Origin of the sequence: Lentzea sp. DG1S-22 (genome assembly GCF_036321065.1) — a bacterium.
GTDB lineage: Bacteria > Actinomycetota > Actinomycetes > Mycobacteriales > Pseudonocardiaceae > Lentzea > Lentzea jiangxiensis.
On the sequence record NZ_CP143276.1, the window covers coordinates 2,609,557 to 2,628,038 of the forward strand.

Annotated in this window: 19 protein-coding genes; 8 read left to right on the plus strand and 11 right to left on the minus strand. The window is 72.3% G+C overall.

The features are described from left to right. Positions 1–17: 17 nt before the first annotated feature. Complete coding sequence (locus V1227_RS11350; protein ID WP_329792475.1) at positions 18–782, minus strand: SDR family NAD(P)-dependent oxidoreductase; 765 nt, start codon at positions 780–782, stop codon at positions 18–20. A gap of 220 nt (positions 783–1,002) precedes the next feature. Here V1227_RS11350 and V1227_RS11355 point away from each other — a divergent pair, with 220 nt between their 5' ends. Genes V1227_RS11355 through V1227_RS11365 form a run of 3 tightly spaced genes read left to right on the plus strand, consistent with a single transcriptional unit; the run spans position 1,003 to position 3,618 of the window. After that, positions 1,003–1,575 (plus strand): hypothetical protein, encoded by a 573-nt coding sequence (locus V1227_RS11355; protein ID WP_329792476.1) that lies wholly within the window; start codon positions 1,003–1,005, stop codon positions 1,573–1,575. A gap of 11 nt (positions 1,576–1,586) precedes the next feature. Then, positions 1,587–2,939: a DUF2867 domain-containing protein gene (locus V1227_RS11360; RefSeq protein ID WP_329792477.1), complete on the plus strand. Its 1,353-nt coding sequence runs from the start codon at positions 1,587–1,589 to the stop codon at positions 2,937–2,939. Between the two features lie 7 nt (positions 2,940–2,946). Continuing rightward, complete coding sequence (locus tag V1227_RS11365; RefSeq protein WP_236219500.1) at positions 2,947–3,618, plus strand: AIM24 family protein; 672 nt, start codon at positions 2,947–2,949, stop codon at positions 3,616–3,618. A 46-nt stretch (positions 3,619–3,664) separates the two neighbouring features. Here V1227_RS11365 and V1227_RS11370 read toward each other — a convergent pair whose 3' ends face one another. From V1227_RS11370 to V1227_RS11395, 6 genes are all read right to left on the minus strand, one after another. Then, the gene (locus tag V1227_RS11370) at positions 3,665–5,686 is read right to left on the minus strand and encodes an MGH1-like glycoside hydrolase domain-containing protein (RefSeq protein ID WP_329792478.1); all 2,022 of its coding nucleotides are present in this window, start codon (positions 5,684–5,686) and stop codon (positions 3,665–3,667) included. Positions 5,687–5,922: 236 nt separating this feature from the next. Next, positions 5,923–6,816: an NAD(P)/FAD-dependent oxidoreductase gene (locus V1227_RS11375; RefSeq protein ID WP_329792479.1), complete on the minus strand. Its 894-nt coding sequence runs from the start codon at positions 6,814–6,816 to the stop codon at positions 5,923–5,925. Between the two features lie 66 nt (positions 6,817–6,882). Beyond that, positions 6,883–7,374: a YybH family protein gene (locus V1227_RS11380; protein ID WP_329792480.1), complete on the minus strand. Its 492-nt coding sequence runs from the start codon at positions 7,372–7,374 to the stop codon at positions 6,883–6,885. Between the two features lie 109 nt (positions 7,375–7,483). Next, on the minus strand, positions 7,484–8,086 hold the full coding sequence (locus tag V1227_RS11385) for a hypothetical protein (protein WP_329792481.1): 603 nt from the start codon (positions 8,084–8,086) through the stop codon (positions 7,484–7,486). 110 nt (positions 8,087–8,196) lie between these two features. Next, complete coding sequence (locus V1227_RS11390; protein ID WP_329792482.1) at positions 8,197–8,541, minus strand: hypothetical protein; 345 nt, start codon at positions 8,539–8,541, stop codon at positions 8,197–8,199. Between the two features lie 12 nt (positions 8,542–8,553). Then, on the minus strand, positions 8,554–9,108 hold the full coding sequence (locus V1227_RS11395; protein WP_329792483.1) for an RNA polymerase sigma factor: 555 nt from the start codon (positions 9,106–9,108) through the stop codon (positions 8,554–8,556). A gap of 223 nt (positions 9,109–9,331) precedes the next feature. On the opposite strand from V1227_RS11395, the gene V1227_RS11400 reads away from it, so the two are divergent. Next, the gene (locus tag V1227_RS11400) at positions 9,332–9,976 is read left to right on the plus strand and encodes a dihydrofolate reductase family protein (RefSeq protein ID WP_329792484.1); all 645 of its coding nucleotides are present in this window, start codon (positions 9,332–9,334) and stop codon (positions 9,974–9,976) included. Between the two features lie 33 nt (positions 9,977–10,009). Here the strand turns inward: V1227_RS11400 and V1227_RS11405 are convergent, their stop codons facing one another. Next, complete coding sequence (locus V1227_RS11405) at positions 10,010–10,894, minus strand: LysR substrate-binding domain-containing protein (RefSeq protein WP_329792485.1); 885 nt, start codon at positions 10,892–10,894, stop codon at positions 10,010–10,012. Between the two features lie 79 nt (positions 10,895–10,973). On the opposite strand from V1227_RS11405, the gene V1227_RS11410 reads away from it, so the two are divergent. From V1227_RS11410 to V1227_RS11425, 4 genes are read left to right on the plus strand one after another with little or no spacing between them, the layout of a single operon-like run. Next, on the plus strand, positions 10,974–12,188 hold the full coding sequence (locus V1227_RS11410; protein ID WP_329792486.1) for an acetyl-CoA C-acetyltransferase: 1,215 nt from the start codon (positions 10,974–10,976) through the stop codon (positions 12,186–12,188). After that, positions 12,188–12,949 (plus strand): 3-oxoadipate enol-lactonase, encoded by a 762-nt coding sequence (pcaD, locus tag V1227_RS11415; protein WP_329792487.1) that lies wholly within the window; start codon positions 12,188–12,190, stop codon positions 12,947–12,949. Before V1227_RS11410 ends, pcaD begins: the two co-directional genes overlap by 1 nt. Continuing rightward, on the plus strand, positions 12,946–13,722 hold the full coding sequence (locus V1227_RS11420; RefSeq protein WP_329792488.1) for a CoA transferase subunit A: 777 nt from the start codon (positions 12,946–12,948) through the stop codon (positions 13,720–13,722). Before pcaD ends, V1227_RS11420 begins: the two co-directional genes overlap by 4 nt. 1 nt (position 13,723) lies before the next feature. Continuing rightward, on the plus strand, positions 13,724–14,398 hold the full coding sequence (locus V1227_RS11425; RefSeq protein WP_329792489.1) for a CoA transferase subunit B: 675 nt from the start codon (positions 13,724–13,726) through the stop codon (positions 14,396–14,398). 115 nt (positions 14,399–14,513) lie between these two features. On the opposite strand, the gene V1227_RS11430 is transcribed toward V1227_RS11425, so the two are convergent. Genes V1227_RS11430 through V1227_RS11440 form a run of 3 tightly spaced genes read right to left on the minus strand, consistent with a single transcriptional unit; the run spans position 14,514 to position 18,448 of the window. After that, on the minus strand, positions 14,514–16,124 hold the full coding sequence (locus V1227_RS11430) for a glycerol-3-phosphate dehydrogenase/oxidase (RefSeq protein ID WP_442916485.1): 1,611 nt from the start codon (positions 16,122–16,124) through the stop codon (positions 14,514–14,516). A gap of 23 nt (positions 16,125–16,147) precedes the next feature. Then, entirely contained in the window at positions 16,148–17,665 is a 1,518-nt protein-coding gene (gene glpK, locus V1227_RS11435; protein ID WP_329792490.1) for a glycerol kinase GlpK, read from the minus strand. Between the two features lie 27 nt (positions 17,666–17,692). Beyond that, a complete protein-coding gene (locus V1227_RS11440; protein WP_329792491.1) occupies positions 17,693–18,448 on the minus strand; it encodes an MIP/aquaporin family protein in 756 nt (251 codons plus the stop codon). Between the last annotated feature and the right edge of the window lie 34 nt (positions 18,449–18,482).

Sequence of the window (18,482 nt, forward strand, 5' to 3'; positions counted from 1 at the left end):
GTCGGCGGCGCGCCACGTCACGTGCGCAGGTGGGAGGCTCCGTTCAGGTCCAGGACCGCCCCGGACGACCACGCGGCCTGCGGCGAAGCCAGGTGCACGATCGCGGAGGCGATCTCCTCCGGCGTGCCGACCCGCCCGAACGGGCTCTGGTCGCGCACCGCGTCACCGTCGTCCCCGGCGAGCTTCGAGGTCTGGCGTTCGGTGGCGACGAACCCCGGTGCCACCGACGTCACCGCGATGCCGTGCGGGGCGAGGGCGATCGCGGCCGACTGCCCGAACGCGTGCAGCGCCGCCTTGCTCGCCCCGTAGGCCGGGTGGTCGGGTTCGCCGCGGAACGCGCCGCGGGAGCCGACGTTGACGATGCTGCCCGGCGCGCCGCGGTCGATCAGGTGCCGGGCCACCGCCCACGTGACGTTGGCGGCACCGAGGAGGTTCACGTCGAACATGGACCGCCACGCGCCGGTCCACTCCTCCCACGTGCTGTCGCCGAGGCGGTGCAGGTTGGCGGCGCTCGGTGCCACGGCGGCGTTGTTGACCAGCACGTCGACCTCGCCGAGGGCGGCCACCGCCTCGGCGACCAGTGAGCGGGCGGCCTCCGGTGAGGCCAGGTCGCCGCCGATCAGCACGTGGCCGTCGCCGGCGAGCCGGGCGAGGGTGTCCTCCGCGTCGTCGCGGCGGCTGCTGTAGTGCACGGCGACGCGGTGGCCCCGCTCGGCGAAGGCCACGGCCGTCGCGCGGCCGATGCCCCGCGACGCCCCGGTGATGATCACTCCACTCGACATCGGCCCACGGTACCCACAGGCCCCGCCCGAACGGGGGACGACGGGTCGTCGCAGCCGAACGGCAACCCGCGGGTCCATCACGTTCCTGCTGCTCAAAGCGGTGAAACGAGTCCGGTTCCGGCCGGAGCGCGCACTTCGGTGACCACCCGCGCGCCGCACCGAACGTCATCCGTTCGTGGACGGACGATTGCACTCACTCCAAAGTGGGCATTTCGAGCCCGTGACGACCGAGAACGACGACTTGCTCCGCGCGCCGCTCGACCGGGAGACGCGGGAGTTACTGGATCCACACCACCACCGGGCGAGCGCCCACCTCGGCGACCAGCTCCTCGTCGACCCCGTCCAGGTGCTCGAGAACGTCGCGATGGCGATGGAACGGGTCGACCTCGACATCAGCACACCGGTCAGCATCGAGGAGGACGTCGCCACCCTCGAGGAACTGGTCGCCATGGTCGAGCACTTCGACAAGGGACCGGCGCTCGTCGCCCACGCGCTCAACACGGCCGCGCGCGTCATGAACGCCCGCTACCCGGCCGAGCTGGTCCGCCACCCGCTGCCGCACGACTGCGACCTGCGCCGGCTGTTCCACGCGGACGTCGACGAGCGCAGCCAGGACGTCGCGCGGGCGATCTTCAACCAGCGGCTCGCGGAGAACGCCGACGTGCGGGACTCGGAGATCGCGGTCGACCTCGACGGGCTGTCGTCCGAGCAGCGGATCGAGGTCTTCATGGCGGTCTTCTTCCTCTACGGCATCAAGGTCGGCGCGCTGCAGAACCGAACAGGAATCCGTTGAGATGCCTCGTGATGGGCGCGACCGGGCACCTCGGGTCGCGCCTCGTGCCGGAGCTCCTCGCGGCCGGCCACGACGTCGCCGTGCTCGTGCGCGACAGCGCGCAGGCGACGCGGTTCCCCACCCGGGTCATGGTGCACGTCGGTGATGCCACGGACCCCCATGCGGTGCGGGAGTCGTTGGCGGGCAACGAGCTCGTGTACTTCCTCGTGCACTCGCTCGACCGGGCGGACTTCGCCGACGTCGACCGCGGGGCCGCTCTCGTGCTGGCGGCCGCGGCGGAGGACGCGGGCGTGCGGCAGGTCGTCTACGTCGGCGGCCCGCGGCCCGACTCCACCTCCCCGTCCCCGCACCTCGCCTCGCGGGCCGAGGTCGGCGACGTCGTGGCCGCCGGAGGGGTGCCCGCACTCGTGCTGCGGGCGTCGATGGTCATCGGCGACGGCTCAGCGAGCTTCGAGCTGCTGCGGTCGTCCGCGAAGCTCAGCCCGTGGGTGCCGGTGCCGTCGTGGATGCACAACACCAGCAGGCCGGTCGCCGTCGCCGACGTCGTGCACTACCTCCTCGCCGCCGCCGACCTGCCCGAGCCGGTCGACGGCACGTTCGACGTGCCCGGCCCCGAACAGCTCAGCTACCTCGAACTGGTGCAGCGGTGCGCACGCGTGCTCGGGCTCCCCGTCCGGCTGCCGGTGCCCGCGCCGGTGTGGTCGCACAAGCTCGCCGCGCAGGTCGCCGGACTGGTGACGCCCACACCGGCCGCGGTCGCGGAACCGCTGTTCGCCTCCCTGGACCACGACCTCGCGGCCGACGGCCCGCCCGTCACCGACGTGCTGCCCCCGCCGCCCGGCGGCGTCACGAGCGTCGACAACGCCATCCGCGCCGCGACGGCGCCCGAGCCGGAGAAGTCCGGCGGCGAGGTGTTCACCGAGGAGCGGACCGTGCTCACCGACGCGTCACCGGAGGACGTGTGGCGCACGGTGACCACGTTGGGCGGCAAGAACGGCTGGCACACCATCCCTCTCGTGTGGACGGTCCGCGGCGCGATCGACCACCTCGCCGGCGGCATCGGGCTCTACCGCGGCCGCGCACCCCGGGTCGGAGAAGGCGACGTCGTCGACTTCTGGACCGTCGTGCACCGCGACGACGCGGCGAGGCGGCTGGTGTTGCGGGCGGACATGAAGATGCCCGGCCACACGCTGCTCGACATGCGCGTCGACAGCGACGGCGGCCGGACGCGCTACCGGCAGAAGATCACGTTCACCGCGGACGGACTGCTCGGCCAGCTGTACTGGTGGACGCAGAAACCCTTGCACGACCTCGTGTTCGCAACGATGGCGCGCGGAATCGTCCACGCAGCGGCTAAGGCATGATCTGCGCATGCGCAGCTCACTGTTCAACCACGAGGAGCGGGCCGTCGAGCCCGGAAGCTTCCAACTGCAGAACGAACGCATGCTCAAGGTGGACCTGACCGGCAGCGGCGGCTTCTTCTTCGCCAAGCAGGGGTCGATGATCGCCTACCAGGGCGACGTCGACTTCGCCTACGAGGGCGCCGGTGGCATCGGCAAGCTGTTCAAGAAGGCGTTCACCGGCGAGGGCATGTCGCTGATGAAGGTCTCGGGCAGCGGTGACGTGTTCCTCGCCCAGGACGCCGACGAGATCTTCGTGCTCCACCTGGAGGACGAGAGCGTCACCGTCAACGGCAAGAACGTGCTCGCCTTCGACAGCTCGCTCCGGTGGGACATCAACCGCACCGAGGGCGCGTCGATGCTCAGCGGCGGCCTGTTCAACACCACGTTCACGGGCACCGGGGCGCTGGCCGTGACCGCCTACGGCACGCCGGTCGTGCTGAACGTGGACGTGCCGACGTACGTCGACATGCAGTCGGCCGTGCTGTGGTCGACCTCGCTGCAGTCGTCGATCCGCAAGACGGCCAAGCTCGGCGCGGTCATCGGCCGCGGCTCGGGTGAGGCCTACCAGCTCGCGCTGCAGGGTCAGGGCATCGTCGTCGTGCAGGCGTCGGAAGGCCACCCGATGCCGACCGCGCAGTAGGACCCCGGGTTCCGGCTCGGGTTCCGGACCCGAGCCGGTCCCGCGGTCACGACCCGCTGTAGGAGAGCCGGTCGAAGTTGACGGCGCCGGTGTCGCCCTGCTCGTAGGAGAACGCCACCACCGCGTCGCGGCCGTTCACCGGAACGCCGTCGAACGTCACCGTGCCCCAGGCGTCCCAGCTGTCGGAGACCTTCGGGAAGCTCACCTGGCGCACGACGCTCCCGTTGACCGACAACGTCATCGTGCGCGCGTCGTTGTGGGCGTTCGCGTACCTCACCGTGACGGCGCCGGTGCCCTGTCCGGCCGACGCGCGGTGCACCGTGAACGCCGACGAGGCGCCCTGCGCCCAGAGCCCGTCGACGAAAGCGCGGCCGGAGTAGCCGGTGTGGTTGACGTTCGTCTTGACGCCGCCGGTGTTCAGCGCGTCCTCGGCCTCCAGGTGGGCCGGTGCCGGACAGCCCGAGACCGTGCCCGCCGTGTCGGGGCAGCGGTCCCGCGCGTCGGCCAGGCCGTCGCCGTCGCGGTCGCCGCCGGTCGCACCCGCCAGCGTGATCTCGACGGTGTGCGCGCCGGTCAGGGTCGCGGGGATCTCGGGGCGTGACGGGCGGCCGTCGACCGTGACCGAGCGGATCGTCGTGCCCGCTCCGCGCAAGGAGATCGTCAGGTCGGCGTCGCGGTAGCGCAGGTTCCGCAGGGTGACGTCACCCCAGCCGGCGGGCAGGGTGGGCGCGAACGTCAGGCCCGCGTCGCCGTACCTCAGGCCGAACAGTCCGGTGTGGACCATGTCGAGGAACGCCGTGGCGGACCAGGTCTGGTCGGGTTCCGAACCCCAGTGGAACTTCACCGTGTCGCCCAGCCGCTGGTAACCGCCGTCCACGACACCCGTGGTGCCGTTGTAGATCTCCCAGAACCCGCTGTTGTTGTTCGCGAGCTTCGCGAGACGCGCGGTTTCCGCCGCGAACTTCGCCTGGTCGCCCTGGCGTGCCAGCGCCTTGGCCCACAGGCCCTGCACGAGCGGCCAGACGATCGCGTTGTGCCTGCCGGGCCGGGCCTCGGAGTAGCGGTCCCAGTGCGGGAACGTGTCGGGCATGCCCCACTTCATCCCGCGGGCGTTCGCGACGATCGACCGCGCCCGGTCCGGGTTCGCGACGCCGAAGAGGATCGCGAACGCGAGGCCGGTGCCCTCCTGGTAGGCGCCGCGCGTGCCGTCGGCGAGCAACTGGTAGTCGTACAGGCCCGTGGCCGGGTTCCAGAAGTGCCGGTTGATCGCGGCCTTGAGCGCGGCGGCCTTCGAGCGGTGGCCGGCGGCCTCCCGCGCCCGCCCCAGCCGTTCGGCCATGTTCGCCGCGTTGACGTAGGCGGCGTAGTAGACCTCGTTGGTGCTCAGGTACATCCCGCTCGCGATGCCCGGCCACGGCATGCTGCCGGTGCTGACCGACTCGGTCGCGTCGGCCGGCGGTGCGGGATAGCCCGCGATGCCGTCGTTGAAGAACGACGCGCCGGTGAACAGCCCGTAGGTGGCGTTGAAGCCGGCGCTGCCGGCGTTCTCGCGGATCGACAGGGTGTTCCTGGCGGTGTCGTAGGCGTTGCCGAGGAACTCGCGGTCGCCGGTGACGAGGTAGTGGTGCCACGCGGCGGTGAGCCAGACGACCTGGTCCCACTGCTGGTCGTCCTGCTGCACCCGCAGGGCCCCGGCGGAGTCCCTGTCGACCACGGCCCAGAGCGTGTTCTCCGCCAGGGCCGGGGACAGCTGGCTGGCCGCGTTCCAGCTGTTGATCGACGCGTCGCGCGTCCACGGCTGCTGGTAGCCGCCGCCCGCGCGGACGAAGCCGACGGCCGGGTCCTGCAGGCCGCTCCTGTTGTAGCGCGGGTCGTAGGCCAAGGTGTTGCGCCGCAAGAGGTTGTCCAGCGCCGCCGTGTACGCGGTGCCGTACAGCGCCTGGCTGTCCGGGTTCGCGAACCGCAGCGACGGCGGCGTGGCGGCGGTCGCCGGTGAGGCACCGGAGAGCACGCCGCACACCGTCACCACGCTCAGAAGGACACGACCGATCCACCGCCGGGGGCTCATTCCGGGCACCTCTCCCGGCCCCGGGACCGACCCGTGGCCGAAGGGCAGTGGACCATGGAACCGCTCTCACGGAGAGTACCGGGGCGATTCCTGTCCGCTTGTGTCACACCCCGCCGCGGCCTCTCCTCCGGGAGGACGCCCGTCACTGCGCCGGAACGGCGATGGCCTCCCGCGCCACGGGGCCGCTCGACGCGGGATTCCGGCCGGTGCAGGGGTTGCCGTCGCGGCGCCGCGGCTCAGCCGAGCAGCGCGCGGGCCACGGCTCGTCCGGAGAGCCAGGCGGTCTGCACGCGCGGACGGCCGAACGCGTCACCGCAGAGCCACACCCGGCCGTCGGTCGCGTACGGCGACGCGTCACCGGCCTCGGGCTGGGCGTAGGTCCAGCGGTGCACCTCGATCCGCGGTGGGGCGCTGAGTCCGAGCAGCTCGCCGACGGCCTCCGCCAGCACCGGACCGGCGGCATCGGGGTCGTCCAGGTGCGCGGCGGCCAGTCCTGCGGTGGAGTGGGCGACCAGGACCGGGGCGCCGTCGCCGCGGCGGTCACCGTCGTCGCAGACGGTGGCCAGGACGGGGTGGTCGTTGACGAACGCCCCGGGCAGGGACGCCCACGAGCGGTCCGGGTAGGTCAGGACGGCGGCGATCACCGGCCGCCAGGTCTGGCGGGACGCGGCCGAGGCGACCGCGGGCGGCGGGGACAACCGCAGGGCCTGTGAGCCCGGCATGGCGAGCACCACCACGTCCGCGTCCTCCGGCACGGAGTCGACCCGCGTGGACAGCCGGACGTCGAGTCCGCGGGCGAGGTCGACCGCCAGGCCGCGCAGCCCACCCGGAGCGGCCCACCGGACCGGTCCCCGCGTGTCCCGGCCCTCCGGGAAGACCTTGAGCGTGTCGGTCCAGGGCCGGGCGAGGTCCCGTGCCCGCCAGGACTCGACCTGCCCGGCGAAATCCGGGTCGTCGACGACGAAGTAGGCAGCACCGATGTCCGCGTACCGGCCGCCGACCCGCTTGCCGGCCATCCGCCCGCCCACGACCCGGCCGCGTTCGACGACCCGCACCCGCGCGCCACCGTCCGCCAGCGCGCGTGCGCACGAGAGTCCGGCGATTCCCGCCCCGACCACGACAACGTCCACACAGGTCACCCTAGGCGCCGGCCGCACCGGCCACACGTCTGCACGACCGCGCCGGGCGCGGAGCGCCTACCCGGCCCTGCCTGCCGCCGGCACCGGCTCGGAGTCCTCGCCGAACAGCCCGTCGAGCTCCCCGGCGGGCAGGGTCTGCGTCGAGTTGTGCTCACGCACGATCCGCCACCCGTCCGGCGTGCGGCGCCAGACCAGCGAGGTCGTAGTGCGGATGTCCGTCACGCCGTCGGGGGTGGCGATCCGCGCCGCGAACCGCAGGGTGGACGCCGCGAGGTCACCGGAGACGAGGACGTGCGGGCCGTCGTCGACCGCGTGGTGGGCGGAGGTCATCCCCTGGAAGGCCGGGGTCCAGATCTCGCCGTACGCGGCGGCCGACGTCGCCACGCGGTGCTCGGGGTCGAAATCGTCGTAGAGGCGGACGTCCGGGGCGCCGAAGTCGTAGAACTCGCCGAAGACCCGCCGGAAGTCGAAGGGCTCGTCCCCTTCGCGGCGGTCCCAGCCGAACACCCAGCGCTCGTGCAGGTCCGCGATCACCCGTTCGTCGTTCATGCTCTCGACGCTAGGGCCGCCGGCGTCCTCCCGGGAGGGTGTGCCACACCCACCCACGGCCGCGGGAGGACCGGCGTGTTCCCGGCCCTCCCGCGGTGCCGCGCGATCGTCAGATCTTGCCCGCCGCCACGTCGGCGAGGGTCACGCGGGACGACTTGTAGGTGACGATCGCGTGCTTCGACGGGGTCTTCGAGTCCTTCGCCGGGAAGATCTCGTTGCTGATGGGCAGACCGTTGTCGAAGTCGAGGGTGAGCACCGTCGAGGCGTCACCGCCCAGGATGTCGGGGCTCGCGCTGAGGTTCAGCACGCGCTTGCCGCCGGCCTCGGCCTCGGCGACGGTCACCTCCTTGATCGTGGCGAGCAGCTTCAGCACTCCGGCGCGGACGTCGGCGTTGGCGGCACCGACGAACAGCGCGTACGTGCTGTTGCTCCACAGGTGGTTGTTGATGCGGTTCTCGAGCTCCTTGCCCGTCGGACGCGGCCGCGGGGCGGGGACCTGCTTGCCGAGCTTGCGGAACTCCTCCGCCATCTCGGCCTGGGCGTCCGCCCACGCCTTGTCCGCCTCGGCGGGGCTCAGGCCGAGTCCCAGGGCGTTGCCGGCGGGGGTGACCATCGCGGTCCTGGCCTTCTCCACGTCGCCTTCGGCGGCCAGGCGGGCCGCCGCCATCACCTTGGCGTCGAACGGCATGGCCTGGTCGTCGTTCTTGGCCACCGAGCTCGCCAGCGTCTTCGGCGAGTCGCCCTTGAAGATCTGGCCGCGGTCGCTGTAGACGGTGTAGTAGACGTACGGCGTGCCGTCGGGCGCGGGCTTCGTGCCGACGATCAGCGACGCGTCGCCCGGCAGCGTTCCCCCGCCTTGACCTCGGAGGCGAGCTTCACCAGCGGCGACTCGACCACCGCCTGCGGCGCGGCCTCGGACCGGCCAGCGTCGGACGGCCCGGCCGGGGTGGTGCCGCTCGTCGTCGCCATCACGACGACCACCGCGACGGCGGCCGCGCCCACGGCGGCGGCGCTCACCCCGGTCCAGGACCTCCACCGCCGGGGTCGCACGACGGTGCTCCCGGGTTCCGCCATCGCCGCCCGCAGTGCCGTGCGAGCACGGTCGTAGGCCTCGGCGTCGGGGGACGGGACATCACGCAGCTTCTTCATCAGGTCCATCTCATCCATGGGGGTGTCTTCTCACGTTGTCGGGACTTGCAGCAGCGCGGCCACCTCGGGGGCCTCTCGCAACGCCTTGCGCGCCTGGTGCAGCAGCCGGCGCGCCGTGCCGGCCGGGATGTCGAGCACCCGGCCCGCCTCCGCGACCGTCAGGTCCTCCCAGGCGACCAGGCCGAGCACCTCCCGTTCCTCCGGTTTGAGCCGGTCCAGTGCCGTGCGCAGCAACGCCTGCGCGTCCACGCGGGCATCGACCGCCGGCCACGGGTCCCAGTCGCTCACCACGCGGGTGAGGTCCGCCGACGGCTCCTCGGCCGGCTCCGACCGCCAATGCCGCCGCACCCTGTTGAGCGCGACTCCGTAGAGCCAAGGCCTGGCTTCGGGAAATGACCGGTCGTAGGTCGCACGGGACTCGTAGGCCGCCACCCAGACGTCGCCGAGCACGTCCTCGGCGGCCTGCCGACCCACTCTGCGCGCGAGGTAGTTCCCGATCGCGGTCTCGTGGCGGCTGATCACCTCCACGAAGGCGTCGGTGTCTCCGCGCAGTGATCTGCCGATCAGTTCCGCGTCTGACGACATGAAGCTCCTCGGGTTTCGCTTCGCCCTTGCACCCCGTCTTTGCCAACGCGCGCCGAAACCGTTCAGGTTGCTCCCCCGAGTCGTCGAAGCGGCTGGTCAGCGCGCTCTCACGCCCGGCCGCGCGCAGCGGGGCGACCGCGGGGGCATGCTCTTGCGGCCGGGACCGATGAGTTCGTGCGGCCACCGCGGTCAACCTGCCGACCAGGAACGGAAAGGAAGCTCCATGACCCAGCTGGTGAAGGTGCAGAACTTCGTCGTGTCGCGGGACGGGTTCGGCGCGGGAGAGGACCAGACGCTCGACAGGCCGTTCGGCCACGCCGACCCGGGCGCCATGTTCGCGTGGGCGGGCGCCACGGCGAGCTGGCCCAACCGCACCGACCCCGGCGGCACCCGCGGCCTCGACGACTACCTGACCCGCGACTTCGCGAACAACATCGGCGCGGAGATCATGGGCGCCCACAAGTTCAGCCCGCACCGCGGCCCGTGGGAGAACCACGACTGGCAGGGCTGGTGGGGCGACGAACCGCCGTTCCACACGCCGGTCTTCGTCCTGACCCACCACGTGCGGCCGTCGTTCACCCTCTCCGACACGACCTTCCACTTCGTCGCCGGCGACCCGGCCGACGTCCTGCGCCAGGCCAAGGAAGCCGCGCGGGGCAAGGACGTGCGGATCGGCGGCGGCGCCACGACCATCCGCTCGTTCCTCGACGCCGACCTGATCGACACGCTGCACGTCGCGGTGTCGCCGGTCGAGCTCGGGCACGGCGTGCCGTTGTGGAAGTCGCCGGACGAGCTGCTCGACCGGTTCCACGTGGACGTCGTGCCGAGCTCGAGCGGGGTGACGCACCACCTGTTCTGGCGCAGGTGACGTGTGCGGCGCCGGGGCTCCCGGCGCCGCGGTTCAGCGCCGTGTCACCCGTTCCAGCAGCCCGAGCGCCCTGGCGAGCACCGGTGAGTCGTCGTCAGCGCGCACAGCGGCCACCAGGTCGACGCCCTGGTTCCCGGCCAGCGGCCGGTAGGTCGTCCCCGGCACACCGAGCTCCGCCACGGGCCGCGGGACCACCGCCACCCCCAGCCCCGACGCCACGAAAGTGACCAGCGTCGAGGTCTCCGCGACCTCGTGCCGGATGCGTGCCTCGAAACCCGCCGAGCGGCACAGGTCCGTGACGATGCCGTGCATGACGGACCGTCCGCGGGAGGCGTGCACGATCAGGTCCTGGTCGCGCAGGTCCTCGACGCCCAAGCGCTTGCGGCGGGCCAGCGGGTGGCCTTCGGGCAGCGCGACGATCAGCTGGTCGCGGCGGACCGTGGTCACCCTCAGCGCGGAGTGCTCGACGGGCGGGCGCAGCAGGGCGAGGTCGATGCGGCGGCCGAGCAGGGAGTCGAGCTGGTCCGGGGCGAGCATCTCGCCGCGGAACGTGAAGTCGACGGCCGGCAGCTCCTCGCGCAGGGCCCGGGCGAAGGCGGGCAGCAGGCTGTAGGTGGCGGAGCCGACGCAGCCGACGACGAGGCGGCCCTGCAGTCCCTTGGCCACGCGCTGGGCTTCGGCGGCCGCGTCGTCCACGGCGGTGAGCACGGCTCGGGCCCGTTCGAGGTACACCGCGCCGGCGCCGGTCAGCTCCACCTTGCGGGTCGTGCGGTGCAGGAGCGCCACCCCGAGCTCGGCCTCCAGCTGCTGGATCTGCTGCGACAGCGGTGGCTGGGCCATGTTCAGGCGTTCGGCGGCGCGCCCGAAGTGCCGTTCCTCGGCGACAGCGACGAAGTAGCGCAGGTGACGCAGTTCCACGCGATTGATATTCCCAGAGTCTCACCGGGCACGAAATGAGTATTTCTGAATATCGCCGCAGGGGCCTAGCGTCGAGACCATGACCGACGTCGTGATCTGCGAACCCGTCCGCACACCGGTCGGGCGGTTCGGCGGGGCCCTGTCCTCGCTCAGCGCCGCCGACCTGGCCACGGCCGTGCTCACCGAACTGGTGCGGCGCACGGGGCTGGGAGAGGGCGATGTCGACGACGTCGTGATCGGGCAGAGCTACGCGAGCGGCGAGTCGCCGGCGATCGGCCGGGTCGCGGCGCTGGACGCGGGACTCGGCACGGGCGTGCCCGGCATCCAGGTCGACCGGCGCTGCGGCTCCGGGTTGCAGGCCGTGCTCTACGCGGCAGGACAGGTCGCGACCGGTGCGGCGCGGGTCGTCGTGGCAGGCGGTGCCGAGTCGATGTCGCAGGTCGAGCACTACGCGCTCGGGCTGCGCACGGGCGTCCGCAGCGGCGGCGTGCAGCTCGTCGACCGCCTCGACCGGGCCAGGGAGACCGCCGGCGGCAGGTTCCACCCGGTGCCCGGCGGCATGCTCGAGACGGCCGAGAACCTCCGCCGCGAGTACGGCATCTCGCGCGAGGAGCAGGACGAGCTGGCGGTGCGGTCGCAGCAGCGGTGGGGCGCGGCCGACGAGGCCGGGCTGTTCGCCGACGAGCTCGTGCCGGTGACCGTCCCGGGGCGCCGCGGCAAGCCCGATCTCACGGTCGGCAGGGACGAGCACCCGCGACCGGACACGACCCTGGAAGACCTGGCCGCGCTCAGGCCCGTGCGGCTGAGGCTGGACCCGGAGTCCACCGTCACCGCGGGCAACGCGAGCGGCCAGAACGACGGCGCGGCGCTGTGCGTCGTCACCACCCGCGACGAGGCCGAGAAGCGCGGGCTGCGGCCGTTGCTCGCGCTGAGGTCCTGGGCCGTCACCGGCGTCGGGCCGGAGGTCATGGGCATCGGGCCGGTGTCCGCCTCGGCCGCCGCGCTCGGCCGCGCCGGGCTCACCCTCGACGACGTCGACGTCATCGAGCTCAACGAGGCGTTCGCCGCGCAGGTGCTCGCCGTGCTGCGCGAGTGGGAGCTCGACCCGGCCGACGACCGGCTCAACCCCAACGGGTCCGGCATCTCGCTCGGCCACCCGGTCGGCGCGACCGGCGCGCGGATCCTCGCGACGCTCGCGCACGAGATGCGCCGCCGCGGCAGCCGCTACGGCCTGGAGACGATGTGCATCGGCGGCGGCCAGGGCCTGGCCGCCGTCTTCGAGGCGGTGCGCTGATGGGCGTCGAGGTCCACCACGTCGTCAGCGGGAGGCGGGACGGTCCTGTCGTCGTGCTGTCCGGGTCGCTCGGGTCGGCGCTGGAGATGTGGGACGCCACCGTTCCCGCGCTCGAGGAGCACTTCCGCGTCGTCCGCTACGACACCCGCGGTCACGGCCGCTCCCCCGTCGTCCCCGGCGCCTGCACCCTCGACGACCTGGCCGACGACCTCGTCGGGCTGCTCGACCGGCTCGGCGTGCCGAAGGCGCACCTGGTCGGGCTGTCGCTCGGGGGCATGACGGCGCTGCGCGTGGCCGCCCGCGACTCCGAGCGCGTCGACCGGCTCGCGGTCCTGTGCACGAGCGCCTGCCTCGGGCCCGCGTCGACCTGGACCGACCGCGCCGCCCTCGTCCGCGCGGAGGGCACGCGGGCGGTGGCGGAGTCCGTCGTCCAGCGCTGGTTCACCCCGGCGTACCGGGACCGTGCGCCGTGGGAGGCGATGGTGGCGGCCACCCCCGCCGAGGGGTACGCCAGTTGCTGCGAGGCGATCGCCGGCATGGACCAGCGCGCGGGCCTGCGCGGGATCACCGCGCCCACCCTCGCGATCGCGGGGGCCGACGACCCGGCGACGCCACCGGACCACCTGCGGGAGATCGCCACGTCCGTCCGGAACGGACAGCTCCTCGTCGTGCCGGGAGCCGCGCACCTCGCCAACGCCGAACAGCCGGGCGCCGTCACGGCCGCGCTCGTCGACCACCTCACGGAGGAGAACCGCTCATGAGCCTGGACAAGGTGGTCGGCGGACCGGCCGAGGCCGTGGCGGGCATCCGGTCCGGTTCCAGCGTCGCGGTCGGCGGGTTCGGGCTCGCGGGCATCCCGTGGTTTCTCATCGAGGCGTTGCTGGACCAGGGCGCCGACGACCTGACGATCGTCTCCAACAACTGCGGCGTCGACGGCGCCGGTCTCGGCCTGCTGCTCGAACACCGCCGCATCAGCCGCGTCATCGCGTCGTACGTGGGTGAGAACAAGGAGTTCGCCCGGCAGTACCTCGCCGGCGAGCTGACCGTCGAGCTCACTCCACAGGGGACGCTCGCCGAACGGCTGCGGGCGGGCGGTTCCGGCATCGGCGCCTTCTACACGCCCACCGGCGTCGGCACGCTGGTGTCCGAGGGCGGCCTGCCGTGGCGCCACCACCCCGACGGCACCGTCGCGCTCTCCTCACCGCCCAAGGAGGTCCGCACCTTCCACGGCAAGCAGATGGTGCTGGAGGAGTCGATCGTCACCGACGCGGCGCTCATCCGGGCCGCCGTCGCCGACCGGGCGGGCAACTGCGTCTTCCACGCCGCCGCCCGCAACTTCAACCCGGCCGCCGCGATGGCGGGCCGGTTCACCGTCGTCGAGGCCGAACGCGTCGTCGAGGCCGGCGAGATCCACCCCGACCAGGTGCACCTGCCCGGCGTGTTCGTGCAGAGCGTCGTCGCCCTGACCCCCGAGCAGGCCGCCCGCAAGGACATCGAGAAGCGCACGACCCGAGCCCGCCGGGAGGCGAACTGACATGGCCTGGACCCGCGACGACATGGCCGCCCGCGCCGCGCTCGAGCTGCGCGACGGCGAGTACGTCAACCTGGGCATCGGCCTGCCCACGCTGATCCCGGACCACCTGCCCGCGGACTCGACCGTGACGCTGCACGCGGAGAACGGCATCCTCGGCGTCGGCCCGTTCCCCTACGACGACGAGGTCGACCCGGACCTGATCAACGCCGGCAAGCAGACCGTCAGCGTGCTGCCGGGGGCGTCGTTCTTCGACTCCCCCACCAGCTTCGCGATGATCCGCGGCGGCCACATCGACACCGCGGTCCTCGGCGGCATGCAGGTCTCCGCGCACGGGGACCTCGCCAACTGGATGGTGCCCGGCGCGATGGTCAAGGGCATGGGCGGCGCGATGGACCTCGTGAGCGGCGCCCGCCGGGTCATCGTCCTCATGGAGCACACCGCCCGCGGCGGCGACCCGAAGCTGGTCGCCACCTGCACGTTGCCGCTGACCGGACGTGGCGTCGTCTCGCGCGTCATCACCGACCTGGCCGTGCTCGACGTCGCGGACGGCGCGTTCGCGCTCGTCGAGCTCGCCCCCGGTGTCACGGTCGAGGAGGTCGTGGCGAAGACCGGCGCACCGGTCGCGGCGGCAGCACCGGACCGTCCTGGTCCGCCCGCGGCACGGCACCCGGCCTGAACTCGGCGCCGCCGGGGAGAACCGGGCCAGGTGCACCCCTGCTACCTGCCCGGTGTCCCCCATCGGCGGGAGCTGCTCGGAAGGCTACCTCCCGAGCAGCTCCGCGCCGTCCACCTCAGCTCGCCGCGAGCTCCGAGCCGGCCCGGTAGGCCTCGACGGCGGCGTCGCGTTCGACCGGGGACCACCCGAGCGGACCGGCGATCAGGTCGGCGACCTCACCGGCCACGGAGGCACCGAAGTCGAGGTGCTCCATGGCGATCCGCGTGCGGCGGGCCAGGACGTCCTCCAGGCCCAGCGCGCCCTCGTGCGTCACGGCGTACACGATCTCCGCCGCCAGGTGGCCCGCGACCGGCGAGGCCAGTGACGGGTCCCGGGCGATGAGCGCCAGCACGTCGGACACGGCCGAGCCGTAGCGGCGCAGCAGGCGCTCCACAGTGGACGTGGGCAGGCCGGACTCCGCAGCGACTCGAGCCCGGTCCGCCCACAGCTCGTGGAAACCGACCGCGCCGCACAACGGCAGCCGGGCGGTCAGGGAGGGCGCCACCGCGCGCCCCAGGCCGGAGACAGCGGCGTCGACCACGTCCGCGGCCATCACGCGGTAGGTCGTGTACTTGCCGCCCGCGATCACGAAGAACCCCGGCTCGGGCTCGGCGACGGCGTGCTCGCGCGACAGCTTCGACGTGTCGCTGGACGCCCCGGCGAGCAACGGCCGCAGCCCCGCGTAGGTGCCGACGACGTCGTCCACCGACAACGGCGACCGCAGCACGGCGTTGACGTGGTCGAGGATGTACGAGACGTCCTCGGCGGTGGCCGCGACGTCTTCCGGCGCACCGGAGTACGGCGTGTCCGTGGTGCCGATGATCCAGTGTGCGCCCCACGGGATCACGAACAGCACCGACTTCTCGGTCTGCGTGATCAGGCCGCCGTCGAGCTGGATCTTCGAGCGCTCCACCAGCACGTGCACGCCCTTGGACATCCGCACCTCGAACGGCGGTGTGCCGGGCGACATGGCGTTGAGCGAGTCGGTCCACACGCCGGTCGCGCTGATCACGCGGCGGGCGCGCACGACGTGCGTGACGCCGGAGAGCTCGTCGCGCACCGAGGCACCGGCGACCCGGCCGTCCACGCGCAGCAACGACGTGACCCGTGCCCGTGAGACGACGGTCGCGCCGTGCTGGGCGGCCGTGCGGACCAGCGCCGACACGAGGCGGGCGTCGTCCACCTGCGCGTCGTAGTAGCGGATCGCGCCCGCGAACGCGTCGGCGTCCAGGGAGGGGCCGATGCCGGCCATCTTGCGGCGGGACAGGTGCCGGTGCATCGGCACGGCACCGGCGCCGCCGATCGAGTCGTACAGCAGCACGCCCGCGCCGACGTAGGCGCGTTCCCACTGCTTCTTCAGCGGGAAGAGGAACGGCACCGGCCGCACCAGGTGCGGTGCGAGCCGGCGCAGCAGCAACCCGCGTTCCTTCAGAGCTTCCCGGACCAGCTTGAACTCCAGCTGCTCCAGGTACCGCAGCCCGCCGTGGACGAGCTTGCTGGACCGGCTCGACGTGCCCGCCGCCCAGTCGTCGGCCTCGACCAGTGCGACGGACAGCCCGCGGGAGGCCGCGTCGAGGGCGGCGCCCGCGCCGACCACGCCACCGCCGACGACGAGCACGTCGAACTCCGTGGTGCCCAGGGCCTCCAGGGACCGGGCACGCCGAGCCGGATCCAGCCTTGCGAACAACTTCTTCAGCTCCTCAGGGGAAATCAGCGGACGTCGGAGTCGACCCAGTCGAACGACTTGGTGACGGCCTTCTTCCAGTTGCGGTACTCGCGCTCGCGCTCGTCGGCGTCGAGCTCCGGCGTCCAGCGCTTGTCCTCGGCCCAGTTCGCGCGGAGCTCGTCCAGGGACGACCAGTAGCCGACGGCCAGACCGGCGGCGTACGCGGCACCCAGGGCGGTGGTCTCGGCGACGACCGGGCGCACGACCGGCACGTCCAGCACGTCCGCCTGGAACTGCATCAGCAGCTCGTTCGCGACCATGCCGCCGTCGACCTTCAGCTCGGTCAGCGGCACACCGGAGTCGGCGTTCATCGCGTCCAGCACCTCGCGGGTCTGGAACGCCGTCGCCTCCAGCACGGCCCGCGCCAGGTGGCCCTTGTTGACGAACCGGGTCAGGCCGACGACGGCGCCACGGGCGTCGGAACGCCAGTACGGGGCGAACAGACCGGAGAACGCGGGCACGAAGTACGCGCCGCCGTTGTCCTCGACCGTCCGCGCGAGCGTCTCGATCTCCGGCGCGGAGCCGATGATGCCGAGGTTGTCGCGCAGCCACTGCACGAGCGAGCCCGTGACGGCGATGGAGCCTTCGAGCGCGTAGACGGGCGCCTCGTCACCGATCTTGTAGCAGACGGTGGTGAGCAGGCCGTTCTTCGAGGCGACCTTCTCGGTACCGGTGTTCAGCAGCATGAAGTTGCCGGTGCCGTAGGTGTTCTTCGCGGTGCCGGGCTCGTAGCAGGCCTGGCCGAACGTCGCCGCCTGCTGGTCGCCGAGGATGCCCGCGATCGGCACGCCCTTCAGGACGCCGCCGGGGCCGCCGGTGCCGTAGACCTCCGAGGACGAGCGGATCTCGGGGAGCATGGACACCGGGATGCCCATCTCGCCCGCGATCTCGGCGTCCCACTGCAGCGTGTCGAGGTCCATCAGCATGGTCCGCGACGCGTTGGTGACGTCCGTGGCGTGCACACCGCCGTTGGGGCCGCCGGTGAGGTTCCACAGCGTCCACGTGTCGGTGTTGCCGAACAGCAGGTCGCCTGCCTCGGCGCGCTCCCGGGCGCCTTCGACGTTGTCGAGGATCCAGCGGATCTTGGGGCCGGAGAAGTAGGTCGCGAGCGGCAGGCCGACCTTGGCCTTGTAGCGGTCGGCGCCACCGCCGAGCGCCCCGAGCTCGTCGACGATCGCCTGGGTGCGGGTGTCCTGCCAGACGATGGCGTTGTAGACGGGCTCACCGGTGTTCTTGTCCCACACCACGGCCGTCTCGCGCTGGTTCGTGATGCCGACGGCGGCGAGGTCGCCGGTGTTGAGGTCGGCCTTGGCGAGCGCCTGGCCGATCACGAACCGGGTGTTCTCCGAGATCTCCACCGGGTTGTGCTCGACCCAGCCGGCTCTCGGGAAGATCTGCTCGTGCTCCTTCTGGCCCACGGAGACGATGGAGCCGCTGTGGTCGAAGATGATCGCCCGCGTGCTGGTGGTGCCCTGGTCGACGGCGAGAACGTACTGCGTCATCGAAGCTGTCCTTTCGGGATGGTCAGGTCAGAACGCGAGCGAGGCGACGACACCGGCGAGCGCGCCACCGATGACCGGGCCGACGACGGGCACCCAGGAGTAGCCCCAGTCGGAGTCCTTCTTGCCGACGGCCTCGCCGTCGGTGCCCCGGTAGGACAGCGGGAGGAGGGCGTGCGCGATGCGCGGGCCGAGGTCGCGGGCCGGGTTGATCGCGTAGCCGGTGGGGCCGCCGAGGGAGGCGCCGATGCCGACGACGAGCATCGCGACGGCCAGCGGGCCGAGCTGGGTCGGGGTCTTGCCGAGGGCGAGGACCACGAAGACCAGGACGAACGTGCCGATGACCTCGCACACCAGGTTCCAGGTGTAGCTGCGGATCGCCGGGCCGGTGGAGAAGACCGCGAGCTTGAGGCCCTCGTCGGGCGTCTCGTCGAAGTGCGGCTTGTAGGCGAGCCACGCGAGCACGGCACCGAGGAACGCGCCGAGGAACTCACCGGCGAAGTAGACGAGGGTCGAGGTCACGCTCACCGGCACGCCGGGGGCGAACTCGTCCGCGCCACTGGTGAGGATGCCGATCGTCACGGCGGGGTTGAGGTGCGCCCCCGACTTGTACGCGATGTAGACACCGGCGAAGACACCGAGACCCCAACCGAAGTTGATCAACAGCCAGCCGCCGTCGAACCCCTTCGACTTCGCGAGCAGCACGTTGGCCACCACGCCCGCACCCAGCAACAACAAGATGCCCGTGCCGAGCAACTCGCTGAGGAACACTGTCCCGAGACCCACGCTGGCCTCCCATTCGTCCTTGAACGGCTGATCA